The organism is Paraburkholderia sp. J63 (assembly GCF_905220245.1).
Classification (GTDB): domain Bacteria; phylum Pseudomonadota; class Gammaproteobacteria; order Burkholderiales; family Burkholderiaceae; genus Paraburkholderia.
In genome coordinates this window covers 34,484-57,644 of the sequence record NZ_CAJMZF010000031.1, presented here as the reverse complement: position 1 = coordinate 57,644, position 23,161 = coordinate 34,484, and the positions used below count along the sequence as shown (strand labels likewise).

Sequence of the window (23,161 nt, the reverse complement as noted above, 5' to 3'; positions counted from 1 at the left end):
ACGGAGACTAACCATGAAAATGCGCATCGCGATTCTGCTCCCGGCCGCCGCAATGGCCTTCGCCTCGTTCGCCTCGGCCAAAGACTGGACCACGATACGCATCGGCGTGGATCCCACTTACCCGCCCTTCGAATCGACCGCGACCGACGGCAGCGTGAAGGGCTTCGACATCGATCTCGGCAACGCCCTGTGCGCGAAGCTCGACGCCAAATGCGTGTGGGTTTCCAGCAGCTTCGACGGCCTCATTCCCGGATTGCAGGCGCGCAAGTTCGACGTGATCCTCTCGTCGATGGCGGCGACCGAGCAGCGGCGCCAGCAGATCGACTTCACCGACCGGCTTTACCGCAACCAGACGCGCCTGATCGCACGCGCCGGCTCCGGGCTGCTGCCCGAAGGCGCGAAGCTCGCCGGCAAGCGCATCGCAGTCGAACAAGGCACGATTCAGGAGACCTACGCTCGCGAAAAATGGGCGGCCTCCGGCGTCGAAGTGGTGCCCTACCCGAGCTACGACCAGGCCTATGCCGATCTCGTCAATGCGCGCGTGGACGGCGTGCTGATGGATGCTGTGCAAGGCCAGCTCGGCTTTCTCTCGACGCCTCGAGGCAAGGGCTTCGCGTTCGTGGGCGGGACCGTCTACGACGCAAAGATCATGGGCAACGGAGACGCCGCGGGCGTGCGCAAATCGGATGCCGACCTGCGCGAGGCACTCAACCGGGCAATCGCGCAGATCCGCACCGACGGCACCTACAACAAGATTCAGGCCAAGTATTTCGACTTCGATATGTACGGGAATTGAGCGGTCAGGACGGTGCGGATAAAGGACGCTTTGCAGTCCTTATCCCCCCATCGATTTACTCGGCGCCACGCCGCGGGATCCGCTATGGCAAACCCGTTATGGGGAATTTGACAAAGCCATACCGACTGGATAATCTCGTGCGACCGCAAAATAATATCCGCGCAACAAAATACCCTTCCCGTATCCCATGGAGAATTGAAGTGAAAAGAATTCCGGCGGCCTTGATCGCTGCCCTGCTTGCCGTATCGGCCACCGGCGCGCAGGCAAAAGACTGGTCCACGATTCGCTTCGGCGTCGACGCAAGCTATCCGCCGTACGAATCCAAAGCGCCCGATGGCCAGCTCGTTGGCTTCGACATCGACCTCGGCAACGAAATTTGCCAGCACCTGCACGCAAAATGCGTATGGGTCGAGCAGGACTTCGACGGTATGATCCCGGCGCTGAAGGCGCGCAAATTCGACGCCATTCTGTCGACGATGTCGAAAACCGCTGCACGCGAGCAGCAGATCGCGTTTTCGACCAAGGTCGCTCACTCGCCCGACCGCATGGTCGCGAGAAAGGGATCGACGGTCCTGCCCACGCCGGAAGGTGTGAAGGGCAAGCGGATTGGCGTGGAGCAAGGCTCTATTCAGGAGACCTATGCGCGCGTGCACTGGGCGCCGGCTGGCGCTACGATCGTCCCCTACCAGAACCAGGATCTTGTTTATGCGGACCTGATTTCGGGCCGGCTCGATGCGTCCGTGCAGGATCAGGTACATGCCAATCTCGGCTTCCTGAATACGCCGCGCGGCAAGGACTTTACGTTCGTCGGCGGCGCGCTTGACGATCCGAAGATTCTCGGCAATGGCACGGCCATCGGCATGCGCAAGGAAGACACCGATCTGCAGCAGAAGATCGATCAGGCGCTTGCCGATATGCACAAGGATGGTAGCTACGACAAGGTTGCCCGGAAGTATTTCGATTTCGATATCTACGGGAAATAAGTCGCGAATTAACCTCGTGATTCCGCTTGTCGAGCTTGTCGATCGAGGTTATCGAAATACGGGCAATTGCTCGCCCGTATTTCGAACTCCCCTCCGCGCATTTCAGGTCTTGTTCAACTCGTATTTCATGATCCGGCCGTGGCGTCCGTGTATGTCTCTTTCGAGGCTGTAGACGTCACCGTCGAGTTCCCGGCTCTGCGCGTGAATCGCGGCCAGTGCCTGCCGGTCGTCGTCGTCGAGCGAAACGCCGAATACCTTCGTGTGCTCCGCGAGATGGTCGCCGCGCCGCACGCCGACGATGGCCGCCGCCACGCCGTCCTGATCGAGCACCCAGCGCGTGGCGATGGTCGAAATGGATACGCCATGCTTGAGCGCAATGCGCTCCAGCGTTTCGAGCAGCGCCTGGAACAGGTCCCAGCCGCCGAAGTCGTCGATGATGAGCTTGTACTTGACGAGCGAGCGGTTTGAGATTTCAACGGGCTCGGCGGCGCCCAGCCAGCGCTTCGACAGGAAGCCGCCGGCTACGGTGCCGTAGCACAAAAGCCGGATGCCATGCTCGCCCGCATAGGGCGCGAGCTGCCGCGCCGGGCGGCGATCGAGCAGCGAATACTGGACTTGCATGCTGACGAGCGGAATGCCTTCGTCCACGAGTTCGGCAACGCGTTGTGTGTCGAAATTCGTTGCGGCCAACTGGTCGATCTTGCCGGCACGTTGTTGCTCGCGCAACCAGTTCGCGACTTCCAGATAGCGCGGCACCGAGTAATCCCACCAGTGAAACTGCACCAGATCCAGCCGCTCGACCTGAAGCCGCGCCAGCGAGCGGTCGATGATCTGCTCGACGTCCTTGCGGCCGATCGTTTGCAATACTGAAAGATCGGGAACGAACTTGGTGTGTATTTTCAGCCGGTCCAGGCTGCCCGTTCCGTGGCGCTCGCCATAGCTCTTGCGAAACGCACCGATCATTTCCTCCACGCCGGTATAGATGTCGGCGCAATCGAACGCCGTCACGCCGGCCTCGTAATAAGCGGCCATATCGGCAAGCGCGCCAGCCCGGTCGACTTCCCCGTGGTCGCCGGCGAGTTGCCAGCCGCCCTTGATCAGTCGCGAAATCGCGTAGCCGGGTGCGAGCTCGGTCGTAGGTATCTGGACCATCAATTTCCCTCGTTGGTGAGTCTGACTGCTGTGGTGTCGGCGTGACGAAAGCGTCGCGTGCCGACTCGCGAGATGCGAAACCGCGATGGGCAATTCGGATCGGGGCAGGCCACTTCGGCATCGGTCGACATCCAGTCGCTCGGGTCCGTGGCGCGCTGCTTGGCCGGCAGCAGCGGGAGCAATGCCGCAAGCGAGTAGAGGGAGAACCCCTGCCCCGGCGGCAGATGCAGCATTTCCCCGCGGAGTTCGAAGAAGTCGCCGACCTTCGCGCCGCAATGGAGCTTCGCGCCTTCGGGCGCGACCACTTCCACGCGCAGGTCATAGAGGGTGAATTCGCCGGATGGGGAATCGGAATGGGGCATGGCGTTGGCTCGATGGCTCAGGGATTGGGCGGCGTCACCGACAGGATGATTTCCGTGGGCGACGATGAAGCGTTGCGATAAAGATGCGGCAAGCGCGCGTCGAACGAAACGCTCTCGCCGGCCGCCACCGTGTAGTCGACACCGTCGATCTGCGCGACCAGTTCGCCCGCGATCACGTAGACGCATTCCGAGGACGGATGGCCGCGCGGCTCGTCGGCCGACATCTCTCCGGGTTGCAGCACGGCCCGGAGCACTTCGAGCTGGCCATTGCCCGGCGTCAGACGTTCGTAGGTCACGCGCCCCTTCGGCGAAATCAGCATCGAGCGATTGCCCGGCCGGCTGATCGAAACCGAGGAGGACGCCGCCGACTCCGCAAAGAGCGAGGCGACCGATTCGCCGAACACGCCCGCCAGGCGGCGCATGGTTTCGAGACTGGGATCGGTGACGGCGCGCTCGATCTGACTCAGCAGCGTTGCGGAAACGTCGGCTCGCTCCGCCAGTTGCCGCAACGACATGCCATGCGACGTGCGCAGTTCCTTAAGCCGTTCGCCTATCATTCTTCACCTCTATGTCGTGCAGTTCCATCATACGCATGTGTGCAGTATAGATACACATTCTGCGCGGCGTCAATCCGTGGCTGCCTACAGTAATGTACGCAGTTGTGCCGTATATTTACGGGTAAACGTGGTGCCATCAAAGGCATGTTTCTTTTTTGTTTTAGCTCAGATTTGTGCATACTAGGTGCACACGAGACGCTAGATTGTGCAGCTTAACTACACAGGAGATTGGTCATGGATGGAATCCGGAGTGCGGCCGTTCCCGCGCGCCGCACTTACCGCTGGCTGCTGACGATTCCCTTCATCTGGCAGGCGGGACTCGCGCCGGCGGTCAACGATATCGCCTGGGCGCCGTTCGGCCTGCCGTTTCCGATGTTGTGGCAAATGGCAGGCATCGTGCTGACGAGCGTGCTCATCGCGATCGTTTTCCATCTCGATCGCGCGCACGGCGTCGAGCAGGAAGAAGCGGCCTTCATCGCGGCCACCTCCGCCGCGTCTGTTGGGGAGGAGGCACCGTGAAGCTGGCTATCGTACTGGCGATTCTGCTGGCCACCGTGAGCGGCGCAATCCGCTATGGCCGCCGTACCCGCAAAGGCCGCACGCTCGCCGACTGGGCCGTTGGCGGCCGCAGTCTCGGCACGGTCGTGTTCTGGTTCATGAACGCGGGCGAGGTGTACACCACCTTTGCCGTGCTCGGCATTTCAGGCTATGCGTGGGCGCTCGGCGCGCCGGCCTACCTCGCCTTCTGCTCCGTCTCGCTCAGCTATGCGCTGGGCTACTGGCTGATGCCGAAGATCTGGCGCGCCGGACGCGCGCAGCGGCTCGTGACCCAGGCCGACTTCTTCGCCGCGCGCTACGACGCGCGATGGCTCGGCATCGTGACCGGCGTGATCGGCATTGCCTCGCTGATCGTCTATGTGCAGATCCAGCTCGTCGGCCTCGGCCTGATCGTCCAGCTCACGCTCGATGGACTCGTCTCCCCACCGGTCGCGACCTTGATCGCGGGCCTCGTCATGGTGGTCTTCGTGTTCGTTGCCGGTGTGCGCTCGGCGGCCTTCGCGGCGGGCGTCAAGGACGTGCTGATGATCGCCGTCGTCGTGCTGCTTTGCGCGACGGTGGCGAGCAAGGTCGGCGCCGCCTCGCTGCTCGACATCTTCCGCGTTGCCGAGCAGCAGCATCCGGGCATCGGCCGCCTGCCGGGGCTCGACGCAAGCTCGCCGACCACGGCCGTGTGGCTGCTCACGTCGGCGCTGAACATCGCGTTCGGCAACTGGGTATTCCCGCACCTGTTCCAGATCTCGTACACGGCGCAGAGCGGCACGGCAATCCGCCGCAACGCGATCTGGCAGCCGCTCTACTCGCTCGCCTACTTCTTCATCATCGCGCTGGGCTTTGCCGCGCTGATTGCCGGCACGCATCCGCCGGGCAACAACCTCAACGCCGCGCTGCTGCAGTTCGTTTCCGAGCGCTACCCGGCGCCCATCGTGGGAATCGTCGCGGGCACGGGCTTCCTGCTGGCGCTGGCGCCGGGCGCGCTGCTGCTGCTCACCGCGGGCTCGATCTTCACGCGCAACGTGGTGGGCCCGTTCCGGCGCGATCTCAGCGAACGCACGGCGCTCAGGCTCTCGCGCGGCTCGCTGATCGTCTTTGCGGCGTTTGCCGTCTGGCTCTCGATCAGCCAGAAGGGCTCGCTCGTCAAGATCCTGCTGGATGCCTACTCGGCGATCGGCATGCTCGCGCCGGGCGTGTTCCTCGGTTTCCTCTGGCGCAGGACGACGGCGACTGGCGTGCTCGCGGGTCTCGTCGCCGGCTTCGTCGCGCTACTCGCGCCGTTCGCGGCCCACTTCTGGGCCAGTGCGGTGCCGCAATGGGAGCCGGGCCTGATCGCCATGCTGATCAACGCGGCAGTGACCTGCGCCGCCAGCTTGCTGACACCCATGCCGTCCTCACGCGCCGTCTCGGTGGCCTTTCCCTGCACACCGCTGGCCGCGGACGCCGTGCGCGGCTCCAACGTCGCGCCGTGACCCTCGCCGTGACCCTAAGAGCAAAAAGACCAGAACGATGGAGATCTCAATGAAAAAGCGCTGCATCTGTGCCGCGATCCTGAGCGCCCTGCCTGCCCTTGCCGCTGCGCAGAGCAGCGTCACGCTGTACGGCCGGCTGGTCGCGGGCGTCACCTACGTCAACAACACGGGCTCCGGGCACGTCGTCGAAGGCGATACCTGCGGGCCGCCCAGTTGCAACCTCTGGGGCTTGAAGGGCAATGAAGATCTCGGCGGCGGAACCGCGGCGATCTTCACGCTCGAAAACGGCTACAACATCCAGAACGGGCGCCTGGGCCAGGGCGGCGTCATGTTCGGCCGCCAGGCATTCGTCGGTCTGAGCAATCCGCAATGGGGCACCGTGACGCTCGGCCGTCAATATGATCCGCCGTCCGAAACCGTCGGCTATTTCCCGTCGAGCAATAATTTCGCGACCGGTTACGGTTCGCATTTCGGCGACCTCGACAACCTCAACCAGTCGATCCGCATCAACAACGCCATCAAGTACGTGAGCCCGACGTGGGATGGACTGCACGTGGAGGGCTTGTACAGCTTCGGCGGCGTCGCCGGCAGCATGTCGACGAACCAGGTCTGGTCGCTCGCCGGCATGTACACGCACGGGCCGGTTTCGGTCGCGGTGGGCTACCTCGACATTCGCGACCCCGCGACGTCGGCCAATGGTACGGGTGGCGTCTACGCCTCCAACGGAAACTATGTCGGCTCGCTTTCGAATTACGTTGCCCTGCAGGACGCGAAGTCGATGAAATCCTTCACGGCGGGCGGCTCCTATGCGATCGGCCACGCGACGCTCGCTCTGAACTACGCGCACACGGAACTCGACCAGAGCCAGTACTTCGTCGCAAACGGCTTTGCCAACGCAGGCAGCGGCAGCGACTTCAGGATGGACAGCTACGAAGCGAGCGCGACGTGGCAGTTCACGCCCGCGCTGCTCGTGGGCGCGGCCTACATCTACAACGCGGGCAAGGCCGATTATCAGGACCTCAAACCAGATTTCCAGCAGGTGAATCTGGGGATGACCTACTCGCTCTCCAAACGCACCAGCCTCTATGGCGTGGCCATCTTCCAGAAGGCGGGCGGCGACGGGATCGCGCCCGTTTTCGGAGCCAACGGCGCCACGGTGGGGCGCGCCGCCATCGCCGAGATCCCCGGCGCGGGGTTCGACTCGAGCTCGTCGAAGCAGGTACTCGTGACCGTGGGGATGTATCACTCGTTCTGAGCGATCGGGCGGCCAGGATTGGTTAGTAGCTCAAACGAAACGGCCGTACGAGAAATACGATAAATCCACACGACTCGCGCCTTCGACGATGCGCGCGGCCAATGCCTCGCCGATCGCGCTGGCGAACTTGAAGCCGTGCCCCGAAAAGCCGGTCGCGACGTGGATATTCGGGCACGCGGGCACGGTGTCGATGATGAAATGCTCGTCCGGCGTGACGTCGTATTCGCAGGCCCTTCCCATCCGTAGCGCTCCGGCTCCCGGGATGAATTGGGCGAGGAAGTCCTGCAGATCGCCAAGGTCGGTCGGCTCGGCACCGAATGGAGCGAGCCCGGCCTCGGCGGCAACGGGCTGTCCGCCGTCGTGCCGGCCGACCTTGAGCCCCTCGCCGTCGAGGTCCGGAAAGCCATAAAACTGGCCGGCCGCCGACGTAACCGCGAAGCCGGGGAACCGGTCCGGCCCAAAGTCGGGCGCGGATTCGAACCAGGCGAAGCTCTTGCGCACGCGTGTCACCGGCAGCGCCATGCCCAGCGGCGCAAGCAACGTAGGCGTCCATTTGCCCGCGCATACGATGAGTGCCTGGGCGCGGAACCGTTCTCCGTCGCGGGTCACGACCTCGACGCTGTCCGACGCATGGGATTCGATGCGGGTCACCGTCGCGTTGGTCCGCAGCGCCGCGCCGTGCATGAGAGCGAGTTTGCGGCAGGCGCCAATCGCGCGCTCGCAATACAGCACCCCGGCCTTGGGTTCGAAATGGACGATATGCTCGTCGGCGAGCCGCCACGCGGGCCATCGGCGGTGGGCCTCGCGACCGTCGAGTGTCTCCAGCGCCAGCCCGTACCGGAGGGCGCTTCGCCTGACCTCGTCCAGAAAGCGCTCGCCGGGCAAGCCGATATTGGCCACGCCGGTGCGCACGAACAGCGGCGTCCCCGTCTCCTGCTCCAGTTCCGTCCAGAGCGCCTGCGCCCGCAACGCCAGCGGGACATAAGCGGCCCCCTCACCGTAGGCGTGGCGGATCAGGCGCGTGCTGCCATGATGCGCGCCGGTGTCATGAGGCGGATCGCCGGCGTCGAGCATGAGCACGCGGTTGCCCGCGCGGGCGAGATGGTATCCGGCGGACATGCCCATCGAGCCTGCGCCGATGATGAGGGTGTCGAAGGATTGAGCGTTGAGGTCCGGCATGGCGGTTCGTGGTGTGCTGCGTGGTGCGCTTAAAAGAGAGGAAGGGAGCCGTTTGCGTTGGCTCGCGCGAGCGTCTTATTGTAACCAGCGGCTGCGGGGCGATGCGAGAACGATGAGCGCCACGACGCGGCGCATGCGCTGCTGCTTCCAGGTTACCACGACAGCAGTGAAAGTTGTCTTGACAACCAACTGACTAGAGCAAAAGCGACCTCATGCACGCAATCATTTCATCGCATACGCTTCGACATTCGCCGCGCCCATGAAAATAAGACGACTCTCAAAAAATATAACTCAATAGAAAATCGGACCGGGTCACATATTTAATCTGATTTCGTCCTATAACTAATCGTACTTCGTCATATGTTTATTCTATCGTAGTGCGACGAAACTATTCTACGTGGTGAACTTTCTGGGCTGCAACGCTCATTACGCTCAGCCATCCTGGTTCGCATGTGCAAAACGCGGCGTCGTTCACGATCGACCTGAACGATTGTCCCGCGGGACTGGGCCAATACGGTCTGGCAATCCAGTACGAAATCGATGCAAACACAACTATTTTGGACAGCACCAATGCCGTGGTGGCACTGGACGGCACATCGAGCGCCACGGGTGTTGGCATCCAGCTCCTCGATGGCAACGGCAACCCGTTTCCGCTGGGCCAGGTGGTCGCGCTCAACGGCTATAACCCGGCCACGGGCGGCAGCCACACCGTTCCGCTGCGGGCGCGCTACTACCAGACGGCCACCACCAAATAGCCAGGACCTCACCCAGGCTATTCAAAGTCGATTAACCCGCGCTTTTCAACCTCCCCAATCGAAGCTTGCCCCCTCCCCGCGCGCAAACCAATACTGGTGAGCGACAACCGGCATCGCCACGATAAAAGCGCACAGCGTGCTTGCTCGCGGCAACCATCCACAAGATCCGGTTAGCCAACATTTCTCGCCTGGTTCGCTCAAAAAAAGCGCGGCACGACCCAACAGCCGCCGACAAACAAGCATTTGCCAACATTTGAATTCTGGAATTGGCGACACGTTTCATTACGTTGCCAGGGCGTGCTTTCGCCGGTTCCGGCGGAACATGGTTTCAACGATGGCTTCAACGTCACAAAACCTTCTTTTCGATCACGGGGGCTCACGATGGAACTCCTTCTTGAACGCGACAAAGCGGCCGATGCGCCGCATCTTGGGCGCAGCGTCCTGCTCGCACCAAACCGGCGCGTCAATCTTGCCCAGGCGGGTCATCCGCTCGTCAAAATCGCGCCGCGCACGCGGCTCGGCTCGGTGGCGCTTCAACTCGCCGTGCAGCAGTCGATCGCGACGATCCAGATCATCGCGACCAGCACCTACGTCAACGCGTTGACGGCGCTCGCACCGCCCGTCCTCACGTTCAGCGCGCCGCCTCCGGGGACCACGATTCCCGTGAACAGTCTGCAGACGGCCTATCAGCAGTTCACGCAGCAGCTTGCCGTGCTTCAGGGCCAGGCGGCGAACTGGATCAGCACGTCGAGCAGCGGCGGCGGCGCCAGCATCTTCTCGAACCTCATTTCGGTTGCGGCCACGATTTCGAATCTCAACGCCACCGTGCAATCCGATTTCATCGTGCTGGCGCATCTGCAGTCGGGCAGTCCCGCGTGGCAAAACCAGTTGCAGCAAACCAAATTGCTCATCGGCGCCGAATTGGCGCCGCTGCAAAGCCTCGGCACGCAAATCCAGTCGCTCAGCGGCAACCTGAACACGGCGGCCAGCACGCTCGTCACCGCATCCACCACGGGCGTGCTCTATCAGCTTCAGCAGGCCTATCAAAGCGAAATCAACGCGCTGAACACCGATATCGCCAATTGCAACAGCACGATCAGCTCCGACAACAGCAAGATCATCGGACTCGGTTTTGCGGCGGGCTCGGCCATCGTGGTCGGCATCGTCGGGCTCGCGAACTTCTGGAATCCGATTGGCTGGATCCTGATGGCGGGCGGCGCGGCGGGCGCATATTTCGCCATCGCCGAAATCACGGCGCTCAAAGGGCAGATTGCGCAATTGAAGGCGCAGATCCAGAACGACATCAGCTGGCAAAACACGGATCTGCTGGCCGCTCAGGCCGTTGCGATGTTTGCGCAAAGCGCTCAGGGCGTGGCGAGCATGAATTCGCAGTCGCAGCAGGAACTCAATACGCTGCTGCAGCTCTGTCAAACCTTGGGCGACGACATCACCGCCGCGCTCAACGATCTGAACCAGGACGAGCTCACCGACGCGCTGAACGAATGGAACGATATCGTTTCGCAGGCGGGCTTTCTTGCCGGCATCACCGCGTATATCTGGCCCAGCTCGATCATGCTCGCGAACCCGACCAATCTGGCGGCCGCAGGCAGCAACGCATGGCTGGTCAGCAATTCGGGCACGACCTATGGCCTGGCGTCGGGCGGCGCGAGCTGGAGCACGCTGCCCGGCTGCAGCTTCTCGGTGGCCGCCGCGGGAACCGTGGTCGTGGGCATAGACGGCGCGCCGCTCGACGGCTCGCAACTGCAGCCCAACAGCTATGGACAAAGCTTTTTCGCCAAGCTGTTCAACGCCGGGCAAAACGCGTGGACCCCGATCTCGACGTTCCCGGTCGCGCAGGTGGCGACGGACGGCACCTCGGTCTGGGCCATCAGCCAGGTGACGTCGGACCGCCAGGCCTATGTCTACGGCGGCTCGGGCACGAACTGGAGCGCAGTGGGCTCGATGCCGAACAGTGACGCGCCCGGCGCCATCGCGGGCGCCAACGGCACGCTGTTCGCCATCGCCAACAATGGCGGCGGCCTGTGGGCCAGCTCGTCGGGCGCGTGGCAGCAGATCGGCACGGCCACGTGGAGCAGTCTCGCGGCGAACGGCACCCAGGTCGGCCTGATCGACACGTCGGGCAATGCGTGGGTCATGGATACCGCGAACGGCAACACGCTGACGGCGATGATGACCGGCGTGAGCGCCCTCGCCCAGGCGCCGCAAGGGGACCAGTACGTCACCGACGGCAGCCTCAACCTCTGGCACGTGGCGCTCCCGCAGAGCGGCAACAGCCCCGTCTGCACGCAGCTGAAGAGCGGCATCGTGGGCGTGAGCGTGAGCGACGGCGGCACCGTCTACGCCATCGACAACACGGGCGCGGCATGGGTACTCACGAGTCTCGCCAACAACAGCTGGCAGCAACTGCCCGCGCTGCCCGACTGACGCCCACCAGACGAGGAACCGCCACGGCCGGACCCTCGCGGTCCGGCCCGTTCTTCATCGTGTCCGAACATTTTTTGATCAGGTATCCGAAATGGCTAATTCGATTCCATCGCTGCCGGTCGTGAGTCTTCTCAATGCGTTCATGACGATCCAGAGCTATTTGCGCTCGGCGACGACCGCCGTGCTGCCGCCCGTGATCGCCGGGAATCCGCAATACGCGTCGCTCGTCACGGAGTATTCGGGCTGGCAGCAGGATTTGTGGGGCGAGTTCTGGGAGGGGCTGATGTCCAACCTCACCGGCGACAGCGCGTCGATCGCCAATCTGTTTCAGGACGGCATCAACGAAGAAAGCGTGATGCACGACGTCCTCTACGACGACGATATTCCCGACGTGGTGGCCTTGTGCGATTCGGTCGCCGATCTGGTGAGCCAGGGGCAGCCGCTGCTCGAGCAACTGGAAAGCATCGCCAAATCCATCCAGAACGCCGATGCGAAGCAGGTCGCGCAACTGACCCAGCTGGCCGACCAGTTGCAATCGCAATTCGACCAGCAGGAGGACAAGCTGACCCAGGACGCCATCGATTCGGGCTTCGATCTGATCGCCGTTGCCGTGGACGTTGCGCTCGCGGTGGGATCGGAGGGCGAGGACGTGGACCCGCTCGTGAAAGGCGTGATCAAGATCGGCGAGGACGCCGTGGACGAACTCGAGCTCACCGACGCCATCAACGCGACGCTGAGCCAGCTCGAAACGGCGTGGGCGCAGCTCGACCAGGCGACCGCCAATCTGGCTCAGGTCACCTTGACCTGCAATCAGATCCGCACGGTCACGCAAGAGGCGTCGTCCACGCTCAATGCGCTGCAAAGCCTCTCGACGGACTGGTCCGTTGTCGCCAACGTGACCAATCTCGGCGACGACGCATGGGCGAATGGCGGCAGCGCCGCGCTGAAGGAATGGGCCGAGCGCGTGGCGCGGCTTTCGTTCAGCTGCGCCACCCAGTCCGTGAGCGTACCGGCGACCGGCCGCGCCTGAGCCGGCCGCGCGAGAAGCGGCTCACTCGCCGCAACCCAGCCCCTTCTCGCGCAGACGAGCCACGGCGGCTTCGTCGAAGCCCCAGGCGCGCAGCGCTTCGTGGCCGCCTTCGCCGCCGCGCTGCACGTTCAGCAACGCGGCCACCACGCCGAGCGCCAGCAGCATCCCGCCGCCGCCATAGTCGCCGACGAGATTCAGCGGCGGCACCGGCGCGCCGTTCGCATCGCGGCCGATGCCGGAGAGCACGCCCGAAAGCGCAATGTAATTCAGATCGTGGCCCGCGCGCGCCGCGAGCGGCCCGGTTTGCCCCCAGCCCGTCATGCGGCCGTAGACGAGCCCCGGATTGCGCACGAGCGCCTGCTGCGGCCCGAGACCGAGCCGCTCCATGGTGCCGGGCCGGAAGCCCTCGATCACCACGTCCGCGCGCGACATCAGTTCGAGCGCGGCCTCGCAGCCCTGCTGCTCCTTGAGGTCGAGCGTCACGGAGCGCCGGCCGCGGCCGACTACGTTGACGATCTTGCCCGCGCGCTTCGGGCCGAGGTCGCCCGGCTCGACGGGCCGGTCGATGCGCAGCACGTCTGCGCCCATATCCGCCAACATCATCACGGCGAATGGGGCGGGACCGATTGCCTCGAATTCGAGGACGCGAATTCCGCTCAATACACCCACTTGGTCTCTCCATCAAGTCTGGACTAGTCTTGTCGCGCGAACGCCGCCCGTCATGGACGGCGATCGCGATGCCAACCCCAGTAGGCCAGATGGACGCTTCGCTGTGACCACCCTCTATGGGTGGTGCGGGTTCCCGCGCCGCACGAGTCACATCAATGGGCGCCATAATCGATGCGGGTGGCGCCGATGATGCTGCCATCCTGCGCCTGCACCAGCACCGCCGCCCGCTCGCCCGCAGGCACCGCCGGATTGAACGTCAGCGAGGCTCCGGTCCATTGGCCGAGCGACTGTATCGAGCGAACGATATTGGCCTCCCTGAGCGTGCTGCCCGAGTTCTCGCCGCGACCGACTGCGGTGCTGTGCTCGCGGTCGTAACCGACGAGCCAGACCTGAGCGCTGCCGGAGCCGCTTCCCACCTCGATCGACAGCCTGGCTCCCGAGCGCGTGCCGTTGATGCTCACCGAAGGCCGGTCGCTCGCTTGCGCAGCGAGGATCGCCCGCTGTCCCGCCGAGCGGTCCGAGCCCACGAAGCTCTTGCGGCCATCGACGACCATTTCCGGCGTATAAGGGCCTTTGCCGAAACGCGAGCTGTAAGCCTCCTGTCGCTGCGTGGCGGCTGCGAGCGAATACGGGTCCTTCCAGCCAAGGCCGTCCCAGTAGGTGACGTGAAAGGCCAAAGGCAAGACGTCCTGACGACTGCTCGCGAGGTCGGACAGATACGCATCGGCCGGCGGACAGGAAGAGCATCCTTCCGACGTGAACAATTCGACCACGACAGGTCTGGCCGAAGCGGCGAGAGGCAGGGTCATCAGCAAGGCAAAAGCCGAAAGAAGACGCGCAAACACGATAGGCCTCCGAAGCGTGCGTGAATGACGTCTAGTTCGTCGTAGCGACGAAAAAAGTTACAGCGCGGCCAAAAGACCTCACATCTTCTCCTTCATGCCATGGCGGTCGCGCCCCGCTCCGCGCGGCCGAACGCGAGGTAGAACACGAGTCCCACGGGCCCCCAGTACAGCATCGTCAACGGCCACACGAAGGCCATGACCGCCATCTTCTGATGGCGGCCGCCGCCCGACAGGTCCCAGACCACCCACGCGGCCGCAAGCACGCTCGCGCCGAGCCAGAGGCTGGCAAAAACGGCCATCTCGTGCTGTCCCATCGGCTGCGCGCTCCGTGCGTCGGGGGCTCAGCACGAAAAGCCGCCACGCCGACCGGCGAGCAGAACCAGGACCTTCGTCGCGTTGAGCGATCACGGGAGCGCAATTGCCGTTCCGCACGCTCCTTTACAATGCCCTTTTGCACGACTACACAACTGCGCCTATATTTTATGTCACACAGTGACCCTTTCTCACTTCAATGCCGTGAATGGAGCGACTCATGCCACCGAAGCCCCGCAAGGTGACACAAGAGGTCACGAGGGCCGACCTGGAGGAGCTCTCCGAATTCCGCTACCGGCTGCGGCGGTTCCTGCGGCTTTCCGAGGCGATCGTCCACGCGGAGGGCGTGACGCCGCTGCAGTACATGCTGATGCTGCACACCCGCGCGTTTCCTGACCGCGACTGGGCCACCGTGGGCGAGATCGCCGAGCGCCTGCAGGCTTCGTCGCATGGAACCGTCGCGCTGATCACGCGCAGCGAGGCTGCGGGACTGGTCACCCGGGTGCCGAGCGCGCACGACCGCCGCCAGGTCCAGGTGCATCTGACGCCCGAGGGCGAGCGCTGCCTCAAGCGGCTGGCCGCGCTGCACAAGTCGGAAGTTCAGGCTTTTGGCTGGGCGTTCAGGGAGGAGAACACGTAGCGCACGCGCAGCCGCGGCAGACCATCGGCGAGCGACGATAGCCGGGAGTGCCCGATCATGAGCGATGGAACCAGGCAGGAGAACAGCAAGACGAGCGGCAAGGCAGCCCGCCAGGCCGTGCACGTGGCGCCCGGACTTGCGGCGCCACCCACGCTGTCCGATGACGACACCCAGCCGGTCGGCATTTATCTGCTGTGCTTCTATGCGTTCCTCGTGGGCATCGTCACCGGCCTCGGGGCCGTCGTCTTTCGCGGCCTGATCGGCGCCGTCCACAACGCCTTCTTTCTCGGCCGCCTCTCGTTCTCCTACGACGCAAGCCAGTTCACGCCGGCCGCCCCGTGGGGCGCCTGGGTCATTCTCGTGCCCGTGGTGGGCGGCCTCGTCGTCACCTGGCTCGTCAGCACGTTCGCGCCCGAAGCGAAGGGGCATGGCGTTCCCGAGGTCATGGACGCGATCTACTTCAGGCGCGGCGTGATCCGGCCCGTCGTCGCGGTCGTAAAGTCGCTGGCCTCGGCTTTCGCCATCGGCACCGGGGCGGCGGTCGGACGCGAAGGGCCGATCATCCAGATCGGTTCGGCGCTCGGCTCGACACTGGGCCAGGCTATGCCGATGGCCGCCGGCCAGCGCATCACGCTGGTCGCGGCCGGCGCGGGCGCGGGGATCGCGGCCACCTTCAACACCCCGATCGGCGGCGTGCTCTTCGCGACCGAGCTGATGATGCCGGAAATCAGCGTCAACACGTTTCTGCCCGTTGCGCTCGCCACGGGCACGGCCACCTTCGTGGGGCGGCTGTTCTTCGGCGGCGAACCCGCGTTTCTCGTGCCCGCGCAGCTCGGCGCATTGCCCAATCATCCGGGCAGCGCGCTCACGATGATGCTGTATGCGGTGCTCGGCGCGATCACGGGCGTGGCCGCAGCGGGGTTGATACGCGCGCTGCACTGGGCCGAAGACAGCTTCGACCCTATCCGCCTGCGTTACCTGCGTCACGCGCTCGGCATGCTGCTCGTGGGCTTGCTGATGTACGCGCTGGTGCGCTACGCGGGCCACTATTACGTGGAAGGCGTGGGCTACGCGACGATCCAGGCGACGCTTTACGGGCAGTTGCACGGTGGACTGTTCCTGCTCATGCTCGCCGTGGCCAAGCTGTTCGCGACCTCGGTGAGCCTGGGCTCGGGTTCGTCGGGCGGCGTCTTTTCGCCGTCGCTCTACATCGGCGCGACGCTGGGCGCGGCGCTCGCGGCGGCGTTCCAGTTCGTTCTGCCAGGCATTCCGGTCAGCGCGCCGGCCTTCGCGATGGTGGGCATGGGCGCGATGGTCGGTGGAGGCACCGGCGCCGCCATGACCGCCGTTGCGATGATCTTCGAGATGACGCGCGACTACGACATCGTGCTGCCGATGATCATTGCCGTCGCCTTCAGTCTCGGCACGCGCCGCCTGCTCTCGCCCGAGAGCATCTACACCCTCAAGCTCGCGCGGCGCGGGCACGTGATTCCGAATGCGCTGCACGCCAACATGTTCATGGTGCAAAGCGCGGCGCAGGTCATGGAAACCGACGTCCTCGTGCTCGACGAGGCGGTGCCGTTCCGCGACCTGCTGCGCTCGCCGGGCGACCCGGCGTTTCGTCATGTGGTCGTCACGCGCCACAGCAAGATCAATGGCGTGCTGCGCATCAATACCGGCCTGCGGCGGGCCGTGAGCCACGACGATCCCTCGGTGACGCTCGGCCGGCTCGCGCAGCACAATTACATCGTGGTCGGCGAGTCCGATGCCGCGTTCGACGTCATCAGCCAGTTGCGCCAGCACCGGGCGACGATGGCCGTCGTCGTCACGGGCGATCCGTCGGGGACGCTGCGCGTTAGCGGCGTGATCGCCAAGGAGCATATCGCCGATGCGGTCGCCAGCAGCATCCGCATTTTCCCGGCGCGGGCGAGCAATGGCACGCGCGGCTCGCAAGGCGTTCGCGATGTATCGCAGAACGAAGTATCCGCATCGTCGGCAGAAAAGGAGGACCGTCATGAAACTGAGGGCTGACTGGACCGCGGTCCGCAGGCGCATCGACGCGGCCTTGCATGGCGCCAAGCCACACGATGCGCGGGGTTTCGCCGAACCCCGCGAGGATAACCGTGAATGCAACCGCGAGTGCAACCGCGAATGGGCCGTCGTCTATCGGACCGCGAGCGGCTTCTGCTGCATGTACCGGGGGCTGCCCGTGGAATTCGAGGACATGCAGGACGTCCAGACATGGGCCGAGGAAATGGACGTGCGCCCCTACTTCATGGGCATGTGACGGGCCTGTGAGCGGCGGGCGCGCCAAGGCGCCCGTCCGCAGCCCCGCCCATACCCACTCAAGCTACTGACGATAAATCAGGTCGGCGCCACGTCATAGCTGTCGAAGTCGAAATAGACGCTGCGTTTGGCGAGCGGACTGTTGGGATTGTTCAGCTCGTCGACCGACGACGGCGCGCCGGTGACGGGCTGGGTACTGGCCGCATTCATGTTCGCCGCGCCGCTGGCCTGCGGCACCGGCGTTGCCGAATGGCATCCGGCAAGCAGCGCGGCCAGCAGGATTGCCGTAAAGGATCGATTCAGTCTCATCGGAAGCTCCCGTACCGGGTGGACAGCGTCGCATCGCCTGTCTCATCGCACGATGCAGTCCAGGCGGCAATATCGCGAAGTGCCAGCGTATTTTCCCGCGGCCGAAGCCGCTTTCCGTTGCCCCATCCCCCACGCCGGAGCGAAGGTACGCAACCGCACACCCCGATCGGCGAATTTAAGTTTCCTTTAAGTATACCGGCGTAAATTCCCGGAAATGTCATGCCATGACCATTTATTGCAATGCGCTTTCAGCGGGCGCGGCGCAGCCTGGCGTGACACCGTTGTACCCTCAGCTTGCCGGACTGAAAACGTCCAGTTGCCACCGGCCATGCCAGCGGCAACTCCCCTGACCCAGCTTGACCGCTGGGTTTTTTTTCGATTGATCCACATGCGTACCCCCTCCATGCCGTCGACTCCCTCTTCACGCATGAGCGCTCCCGAGAGGCGCGCGACCATGTCGCTCGCCGCCATCTTCGCGCTGCGCATGCTGGGCCTCTTCATGATCATGCCGGTGTTTTCGGTCTACGCGAAAACCATCCCCGGCGGCGACAACGTGCTGCTCGTCGGCATCGCGCTTGGTGCCTATGGCGTCACGCAGTCGCTGCTCTATATCTTCTACGGCTGGCTTTCCGACAAGATGGGCCGCAAGCCCGTGATCGTGATCGGCCTCGTGATCTTCGCCATCGGCAGCTTCGTCGCGGCAGGCGCGCACGACATCGCGTGGATCATCGTCGGCCGCGTGATTCAGGGCATGGGCGCGATTTCCTCTGCGGTGCTCGCGTTCATCGCCGACCTCACCTCCGAGGAGCACCGCACCAAGGCCATGGCGATGGTGGGCGGCTCGATCGGCATGTCGTTCGCGGTGGCGATCGTGGGCGCGCCGATCGTGTTCCACTGGGTGGGCATGAGCGGCCTGTTCGCGCTCGTAGGCGTGTTTTCGATTCTTGCCGTGGGTGTGGTGCTCTGGATCGTCCCCGATGCGCCCCGGCCCGTGCACGTGCGCGCGCCGTTCGCCGAAGTCCTGCACAACGTCGAGCTGCTGCGCCTGAACTTCGGCGTGCTCGTGCTGCACGCCACGCAGACGGCGCTGTTTCTCGTCGTGCCGCGTCTGCTCGTGGACGCGGGCCTGCCCGTGGCCTCGCACTGGAAGATTTATCTGCCGGTGATGGGCGTCTCGTTCGTGCTGATGGTGCCCGCCATCATCGCCGCGGAAAAGCGGGGCAAGATGAAGCCCGTGCTTCTTTCCGCCATTGGACTTGTCCTGATCGGCCAGCTTCTGCTTGGCTCGCTTGCGCATACCCTAGCCATCGTGGCGGCCGTGCTGTTCGTGTACTTCCTCGGCTTCAATATCCTGGAGGCCTCGCAGCCCTCGCTGGTGTCCAAGCTCGCACCGGGCAACCGCAAGGGCGCGGCCACGGGCGTCTACAACACCACCCAGTCGATCGGGCTCGCGCTCGGCGGCGTGGTGGGCGGATGGCTGCTCAAGCACGGCAGCGCGAGCGCGGTATTCTACGCGTGCTCGGGGCTCGTGTTTTGCTGGCTCGTGATCGCGGCCAGCATGAAGGCGCCGCCGCAACGCAAGGCCTGACCTTTCTGCATCCCGGCGCGAACGGAAGGAAACGCCTGTACCATCCACACAACGACAACCAACAGACAGGGGATACCGATCGTGCGCATCTTCGGGCTGATAGACAGGCGGACGTTACAGCGCGCCAACCGGCTATGGCTCCACTACGGCGTGTTCTGGCTGGGCGCGATCGCGGTGGGCCTCGTCGCCGTGCTCTACGCGAAGCTGATCGATTTCGGCTACGCGCTATTCCTCCATTACGCGGCTGAGCGGTTCTGGCTGCCGCTGCTCGTGGCGCCCGCAACGGGCGCGGTGACGGTCTGGCTCACGCGGCGCTTCTTCGCCGGCTCCGAAGGCAGCGGCATTCCGCAGGTCATTGCGATGCTGCACGGGCCCAACGAACTCGGGCCGCAACTGCTCACGCTGCGCATCCTCGTCGGCAAGATTTTCATCTCGTTCCTCGCCATTCTCGGCGGGTTCACGATAGGCCGCGAAGGCCCCACCATCCATGTCGGCGCCGCGCTGATGTTCAGCCTGCGGCGCTTCTATCCCCAGCGCTTCCTCACGATCCGGCCTGGCGTGCTGGAGCGCAGGCTCGCGCTCGCGGGCGCGGCCGCCGGTTTATCGGCGGCGTTCAACGCGCCGCTCGCGGGCGTGGTGTTCGCCATCGAAGAGCTCATGCGCAGCTTCGAGCAGCGCACGAGCGGCGTGCTGATCACGGCCATCATCTTCGCGGGCGTGGTTTCACTGGGTCTGCAGGGCAACTACGTCTATTTCGGCACGATCGATATCGGCTCGGGGCTGCCCCAATGGCTCAGCGTCGCCGTCGTGCTGACCGGCGTGATCGCGGGCGTGCTGGGCGGCTGCTTCTGCTGGCTGCTGCTCAATACTGCGCGCTGGATGCCGCGTGTGCTGCTGGAGATGCGCGCGCAACGGCCGGTGCTGTTCGGGGCGCTTTGCGGCCTCGTCATCGCGGTCGTCGGCGTGCTCTCGCATCGCCACACGTTCGGCAGCGGCTACGCCGAGGCGCGCGGCATGCTCGAAGGCACCGCGCACGTGAGCGCCTTGTATCCGATCCTCAAGCTCGTCTCGATGGTGGGCTCGTACCTGCCGGGCGCGCCGGGCGGCCTGTTCGCGCCGTCGCTGGCCATCGGCTCCGGCATCGGCAATACGCTGCACATGGTGTTCTCGCAGATGCAGCTATCGATGCTGATCGCGCTCGGCATGGTCGGCTATCTCGCGGCGGTCACGCAGAGTCCGATCACGGCGTTCGTGATCGTCATCGAGATGATCAACGGCCATGCGCTCGTGATTTCGCTGATGGCCACGGCGCTCATCGCGAGCCGCATCTCGCGCATTTTTGCGCCGCCGCTCTACGAGGCGCTGTCCGAGCGCTATCTGCGCGAGCCGTGAGTTCGACGCCGGCGGCTCGCCGGTATGGGTATCAACGAGGTTGAAACGAAGTGGAAGCGGGATTGACATGAAAATTGCGGACAGCGTCGAACGGCGCCTGCTCGGCACGGCACGCGTGCTGTGCCTCATCGTCCTCGTCGCCGCCGTGCTGGCGATGACGGCACTCATGTTCGCGCTCGCGGCGCCCGGAAAAGCGGGCATTGCCGCCGATCCGCCCGTGCACGCGGCCGACGTGCTCGCCTCGATCCCCGGCTCGGAAACGGCCAACGACGCCATAGCGGACAACGGCAACGGCGCGCCTGCGACGAACCTCCAGACCGCCGCGGGCGTGACGATCCCCGCCCCGCTGCGCGCGGTCCTGAACGAGGACAACGCGAGCCAGCCGCTGCTCGATGCGTGGCTGGGCAATGTGCCGCTCGCGGACCGCCAGGCATTCGTCGACGAGCTTGCCGACGTCGTCGCGCGTGCGGACCAGCACGCAGCCACATGGGAATGGGACGATCGCGAACGCTATGTCGCGGCGGCGATGAATCAATATGCGCGCGTCAAGATCGAGCGGATCGCGTCCGCGCAAAGCGCCATCGGGGCGGCGAACGAGCGGATCGCGCAATTCAGGTCGTCGCTGGGGACGCTCCTCGCGCTCACCGGGTTCCTCACGCTGCTGCTGGTTCTGATGTCGATCGAGCGCAATACCCGGCATCTGCGCACTGAAAAGAAGGTTTGAAGCGATCGCTGCAAAACGTTCGAACTCCGAACGATTGTGAAGACCGCCGCGCTATCCTGTAGACGGCAGCGGCGAAAACGCCGCGCAACGGTCGTTGGGCGAAACGAACTGGTCGCGCAATACACACAGACGGCTGTCGGCCGCGCTCGATCCATATCCGGAACCGAACACGGTCAGCCCCGCTATCGCGCGCTCAAGGCTGCCCGCGTCGCGCTCGCGATGTGCGCAATCGGCACATCGCGCCGTGCGGGGAAGAGCGGCCGCGTTCATTGCCCGAGGCTCGCCCAGTAGTGGCCGAACACGTGCACGGAGAGCACGTACCCCACCACCACGTTGACGACCACGCCCGCAGTGAACGCGATGAACGGCTTCGCGCCCGTTGCCGAGAGCGACTTGAAGCGCGTGGTCAGCCCAATCGAAAAGAAGCAGAAGATGAACGCCCACGTGCGCAGCACGGTGATCGGGCCGGTAAGCTCGGGCGTCACGACCTTGCGGTAGTCCGCCAGCGACTGGCCGCTCGCGACCCACGTAATGAACGCCGAAGCGAGCACGAAGCCGATCACGAACTTCGGAAAGCGCGCCCAGATCTCGCCCGCCCTGGGCTGGGCGGCAAGACCGTCATCGCGGTCCCAGCGCGTGGTGGCCACGATCGCCAGCACGAACGCCCAGATGCCGATCCAGATATCGCGGCCCACGACCTTCATCAGCGTGAAGGCCTGCAGCGACGCCTCCGGTGCGCCCGCGATCGTGCTGCCCGCATGCCTCGCGAAATCGCCATAAGCCTGGGCCGCGGCAATACCGGCGGCATCCGCGAATTCGGAGGTGCCGATCCACGCGCCCGCCACGCCCGTGGGCAGGCCGAGCGCGCGCGAGACGAACGGCAGCGCGAAGATCATCACGATCGCCCAGACGACCACGAGCGTGATGGCGACGGGCGCATGCTCGCGCTTCGCGCGCACCGCGCCCGCAATCGCTATCGACGCGGACACCCCGCAGACCGCTCCGCCCGCGCCCAGCACCGCGGCCAAGCGCTTGTCGAGACCGAGCGCCGATCCCACGCCGAAGATCACGAAGAACGTCAGCAGCGACACGATGCCGGCTTGCCCGACCGCGACGGGGCCAGCCCAGACGAGCAGCGTGAACGGCAGCGTCGCGCCGAGCAGCACGATGCCGACCTTGATATAGAGCTCGACGCGCAGACCCGCCTGAAACCATTCAGGAAGCCTGAACAAGTTCGAGAGCAGAAGACCGGCGGCCAGCGCGACGAGCGGCGGCTCGAGGTTGTACTTCGAAGCGTTGGCCCATGCCCCGAGCGCGAAAATAATGACCGAGCCGATAAAGACGATTGCAAACGACGGCACGAAGTGGGCGACCTTCTGCCCGAGGGCCGCGACCGCCAGCGAAAAAAGCGCGCCGAACACGACGAAGAGCGCGACGTAGTTCGGCAAATGGGCGATCAGATGGTGCCCCGCATCGTCGACGCGGGTCCATTTGGCCGGCGCGACGGCCAGCCACTGGATGCTGCTGCCGCCCGCGTAGAGCAGCCAGGCAACCAGCACGAGGCCGAGGCCGATCCAGATCGACCACCAGTCTTCGTTCGTCGTCCAGGCTTGCCAGAAGCGGCGCCGCGCCTGGCGTTCATTCGATTCCCCGGCATGCGCCTCGCCGGCATGTGATCCGCTCATCGATACCTCCTGTCGTCGAGTTCGCGCGCATCGCGGCACGCATCCGTAGAGAGAACGGACATTGTCGGGACGGATCTCGCCGATGCGAACGAATACTTTCGCCTAAGCATATTTCGCACATTCATTTTCCTTGCGGCGCGGCGGCCGCCGTGCGAAAAGGCGCTGCCGGCGCG

General features: G+C 64.5%; 21 protein-coding genes and 2 pseudogenes. 14 read left to right on the top strand and 9 right to left on the bottom strand.

Going from position 1 to position 23,161, the window contains the following annotated elements; genetic code table 11:
* Positions 1-13: 13 nt before the first annotated feature.
* Positions 14-796: an ABC transporter substrate-binding protein gene (locus U5775_RS27195; RefSeq protein ID WP_322061203.1), complete on the top strand. Its 783-nt coding sequence runs from the start codon at positions 14-16 to the stop codon at positions 794-796.
* 200 nt (positions 797-996) lie between these two features.
* Complete coding sequence (locus U5775_RS27190) at positions 997-1,779, top strand: ABC transporter substrate-binding protein (RefSeq protein WP_322061241.1); 783 nt, start codon at positions 997-999, stop codon at positions 1,777-1,779.
* Between the two features lie 102 nt (positions 1,780-1,881).
* On the opposite strand, the gene U5775_RS27185 is transcribed toward U5775_RS27190, so the two are convergent.
* Genes U5775_RS27185 through U5775_RS27175 form a run of 3 tightly spaced genes read right to left on the bottom strand, consistent with a single transcriptional unit; the run spans position 1,882 to position 3,850 of the window.
* On the bottom strand, positions 1,882-2,931 hold the full coding sequence (locus U5775_RS27185; protein WP_322061202.1) for an aldo/keto reductase: 1,050 nt from the start codon (positions 2,929-2,931) through the stop codon (positions 1,882-1,884).
* Positions 2,931-3,293, bottom strand: coding sequence for a TIGR04076 family protein (locus U5775_RS27180; RefSeq protein WP_322061201.1), 363 nt, complete (start codon positions 3,291-3,293; stop codon positions 2,931-2,933). The genes U5775_RS27185 and U5775_RS27180 overlap by 1 nt, the downstream gene beginning before the upstream one ends.
* 17 nt (positions 3,294-3,310) lie before the next feature.
* Complete coding sequence (locus tag U5775_RS27175) at positions 3,311-3,850, bottom strand: helix-turn-helix domain-containing protein (protein WP_322061200.1); 540 nt, start codon at positions 3,848-3,850, stop codon at positions 3,311-3,313.
* A 234-nt stretch (positions 3,851-4,084) separates the two neighbouring features.
* Between U5775_RS27175 and U5775_RS27170 the strand changes: the two genes are divergently transcribed.
* The 3 genes from U5775_RS27170 to U5775_RS27160 are packed head-to-tail and all read left to right on the top strand — an operon-like array spanning position 4,085 to position 7,129.
* Positions 4,085-4,369, top strand: coding sequence for a DUF3311 domain-containing protein (locus tag U5775_RS27170; RefSeq protein WP_322061199.1), 285 nt, complete (start codon positions 4,085-4,087; stop codon positions 4,367-4,369).
* Positions 4,366-5,874 carry a sodium:solute symporter family protein gene (locus U5775_RS27165; protein ID WP_322061198.1) on the top strand — a complete coding sequence of 503 codons (1,509 nt, stop codon included), beginning with the start codon at positions 4,366-4,368 and terminating at the stop codon, positions 5,872-5,874. Before U5775_RS27170 ends, U5775_RS27165 begins: the two co-directional genes overlap by 4 nt.
* A gap of 49 nt (positions 5,875-5,923) precedes the next feature.
* On the top strand, positions 5,924-7,129 hold the full coding sequence (locus tag U5775_RS27160; protein WP_322061197.1) for a porin: 1,206 nt from the start codon (positions 5,924-5,926) through the stop codon (positions 7,127-7,129).
* A 30-nt stretch (positions 7,130-7,159) separates the two neighbouring features.
* Here U5775_RS27160 and solA read toward each other — a convergent pair whose 3' ends face one another.
* Entirely contained in the window at positions 7,160-8,308 is a 1,149-nt protein-coding gene (solA, locus tag U5775_RS27155; protein WP_322061196.1) for an N-methyl-L-tryptophan oxidase, read from the bottom strand.
* Positions 8,309-8,760: 452 nt separating this feature from the next.
* Between solA and U5775_RS27150 the strand changes: the two genes are divergently transcribed.
* The 3 genes from U5775_RS27150 (at position 8,761) to U5775_RS27140 (ending at position 12,538) form a co-directional block, all read left to right on the top strand.
* Positions 8,761-9,063, top strand: coding sequence for a fimbrial protein (locus U5775_RS27150; RefSeq protein ID WP_322061195.1), 303 nt, complete (start codon positions 8,761-8,763; stop codon positions 9,061-9,063).
* Between the two features lie 381 nt (positions 9,064-9,444).
* On the top strand, positions 9,445-11,508 hold the full coding sequence (locus tag U5775_RS27145) for a hypothetical protein (protein ID WP_322061194.1): 2,064 nt from the start codon (positions 9,445-9,447) through the stop codon (positions 11,506-11,508).
* 91 nt (positions 11,509-11,599) lie between these two features.
* Complete coding sequence (locus tag U5775_RS27140) at positions 11,600-12,538, top strand: hypothetical protein (protein ID WP_322061193.1); 939 nt, start codon at positions 11,600-11,602, stop codon at positions 12,536-12,538.
* A gap of 105 nt (positions 12,539-12,643) precedes the next feature.
* Here the strand turns inward: U5775_RS27140 and U5775_RS27135 are convergent.
* The 3 genes and pseudogenes from U5775_RS27135 to U5775_RS27125 all read right to left on the bottom strand — a co-directional run.
* Positions 12,644-13,207 (bottom strand): annotated as a pseudogene (locus tag U5775_RS27135) (CoA transferase); the annotation flags it as partial.
* 152 nt (positions 13,208-13,359) lie between these two features.
* Complete coding sequence (locus U5775_RS27130) at positions 13,360-14,016, bottom strand: DUF1223 domain-containing protein (RefSeq protein ID WP_322061240.1); 657 nt, start codon at positions 14,014-14,016, stop codon at positions 13,360-13,362.
* A 128-nt stretch (positions 14,017-14,144) separates the two neighbouring features.
* Complete coding sequence (locus tag U5775_RS27125) at positions 14,145-14,366, bottom strand: hypothetical protein (RefSeq protein ID WP_322061192.1); 222 nt, start codon at positions 14,364-14,366, stop codon at positions 14,145-14,147.
* 206 nt (positions 14,367-14,572) lie between these two features.
* On the opposite strand from U5775_RS27125, the gene U5775_RS27120 reads away from it, so the two are divergent.
* From U5775_RS27120 to U5775_RS27110, 3 genes are read left to right on the top strand one after another with little or no spacing between them, the layout of a single operon-like run.
* A complete protein-coding gene (locus U5775_RS27120) occupies positions 14,573-15,004 on the top strand; it encodes a MarR family winged helix-turn-helix transcriptional regulator (RefSeq protein ID WP_415913663.1) in 432 nt (143 codons plus the stop codon).
* A gap of 57 nt (positions 15,005-15,061) precedes the next feature.
* Positions 15,062-17,035: a chloride channel protein gene (locus U5775_RS27115; protein ID WP_322061190.1), complete on the top strand. Its 1,974-nt coding sequence runs from the start codon at positions 15,062-15,064 to the stop codon at positions 17,033-17,035.
* On the top strand, positions 17,019-17,291 hold the full coding sequence (locus U5775_RS27110) for a hypothetical protein (RefSeq protein WP_322061189.1): 273 nt from the start codon (positions 17,019-17,021) through the stop codon (positions 17,289-17,291). The genes U5775_RS27115 and U5775_RS27110 overlap by 17 nt, the downstream gene beginning before the upstream one ends.
* Before the next feature lie 83 nt (positions 17,292-17,374).
* On the opposite strand, the pseudogene U5775_RS27105 reads toward U5775_RS27110, so the two are convergent.
* Positions 17,375-17,599 (bottom strand): annotated as a pseudogene (locus tag U5775_RS27105) (peptidoglycan-associated lipoprotein); the annotation flags it as partial.
* A 388-nt stretch (positions 17,600-17,987) separates the two neighbouring features.
* Between U5775_RS27105 and U5775_RS27100 the strand changes: the two are divergent.
* The 3 genes from U5775_RS27100 to U5775_RS27090 all read left to right on the top strand — a co-directional run bounded on the left by U5775_RS27100 (position 17,988) and on the right by U5775_RS27090 (position 21,303).
* Complete coding sequence (locus tag U5775_RS27100) at positions 17,988-19,187, top strand: MFS transporter (protein WP_415913662.1); 1,200 nt, start codon at positions 17,988-17,990, stop codon at positions 19,185-19,187.
* Between the two features lie 81 nt (positions 19,188-19,268).
* Entirely contained in the window at positions 19,269-20,579 is a 1,311-nt protein-coding gene (locus tag U5775_RS27095; protein ID WP_322061186.1) for a chloride channel protein, read from the top strand.
* Positions 20,580-20,646: 67 nt separating this feature from the next.
* A complete protein-coding gene (locus U5775_RS27090) occupies positions 20,647-21,303 on the top strand; it encodes a hypothetical protein (RefSeq protein WP_322061185.1) in 657 nt (218 codons plus the stop codon).
* Between the two features lie 266 nt (positions 21,304-21,569).
* Here U5775_RS27090 and U5775_RS27085 read toward each other — a convergent pair whose 3' ends face one another.
* Complete coding sequence (locus U5775_RS27085) at positions 21,570-22,988, bottom strand: YeiH family protein (RefSeq protein ID WP_322061184.1); 1,419 nt, start codon at positions 22,986-22,988, stop codon at positions 21,570-21,572.
* Between the last annotated feature and the right edge of the window lie 173 nt (positions 22,989-23,161).

Bases quoted from the DNA above. Each gene is read 5' to 3' on its own strand.
- U5775_RS27180 (WP_322061201.1), bottom strand. From the start codon at position 3,293: ATGCCCCATTCCGATTCCCCATCCGGCGAATTCACCCTCTATGACCTG.
- U5775_RS27085 (WP_322061184.1), bottom strand. From the start codon at position 22,988: ATGAGCGGATCACATGCCGGCGAGGCGCATGCCGGGGAATCGAATGAA.
- U5775_RS27110 (WP_322061189.1), top strand. From the start codon at position 17,019: ATGAAACTGAGGGCTGACTGGACCGCGGTCCGCAGGCGCATCGACGCG.
- U5775_RS27090 (WP_322061185.1), top strand. From the start codon at position 20,647: ATGAAAATTGCGGACAGCGTCGAACGGCGCCTGCTCGGCACGGCACGC.
- U5775_RS27120 (WP_415913663.1), top strand. From the start codon at position 14,573: ATGGAGCGACTCATGCCACCGAAGCCCCGCAAGGTGACACAAGAGGTC.
- U5775_RS27160 (WP_322061197.1), top strand. From the start codon at position 5,924: ATGAAAAAGCGCTGCATCTGTGCCGCGATCCTGAGCGCCCTGCCTGCC.
- U5775_RS27115 (WP_322061190.1), top strand. From the start codon at position 15,062: ATGAGCGATGGAACCAGGCAGGAGAACAGCAAGACGAGCGGCAAGGCA.
- U5775_RS27170 (WP_322061199.1), top strand. From the start codon at position 4,085: ATGGATGGAATCCGGAGTGCGGCCGTTCCCGCGCGCCGCACTTACCGC.
- solA (WP_322061196.1), bottom strand. From the start codon at position 8,308: ATGCCGGACCTCAACGCTCAATCCTTCGACACCCTCATCATCGGCGCA.
- U5775_RS27195 (WP_322061203.1), top strand. From the start codon at position 14: ATGAAAATGCGCATCGCGATTCTGCTCCCGGCCGCCGCAATGGCCTTC.
- U5775_RS27145 (WP_322061194.1), top strand. From the start codon at position 9,445: ATGGAACTCCTTCTTGAACGCGACAAAGCGGCCGATGCGCCGCATCTT.
- U5775_RS27185 (WP_322061202.1), bottom strand. From the start codon at position 2,931: ATGGTCCAGATACCTACGACCGAGCTCGCACCCGGCTACGCGATTTCG.
- U5775_RS27140 (WP_322061193.1), top strand. From the start codon at position 11,600: ATGGCTAATTCGATTCCATCGCTGCCGGTCGTGAGTCTTCTCAATGCG.
- U5775_RS27175 (WP_322061200.1), bottom strand. From the start codon at position 3,850: ATGATAGGCGAACGGCTTAAGGAACTGCGCACGTCGCATGGCATGTCG.
- U5775_RS27100 (WP_415913662.1), top strand. From the start codon at position 17,988: ATGCGTACCCCCTCCATGCCGTCGACTCCCTCTTCACGCATGAGCGCT.
- U5775_RS27130 (WP_322061240.1), bottom strand. From the start codon at position 14,016: ATGACCCTGCCTCTCGCCGCTTCGGCCAGACCTGTCGTGGTCGAATTG.
- U5775_RS27125 (WP_322061192.1), bottom strand. From the start codon at position 14,366: ATGGGACAGCACGAGATGGCCGTTTTTGCCAGCCTCTGGCTCGGCGCG.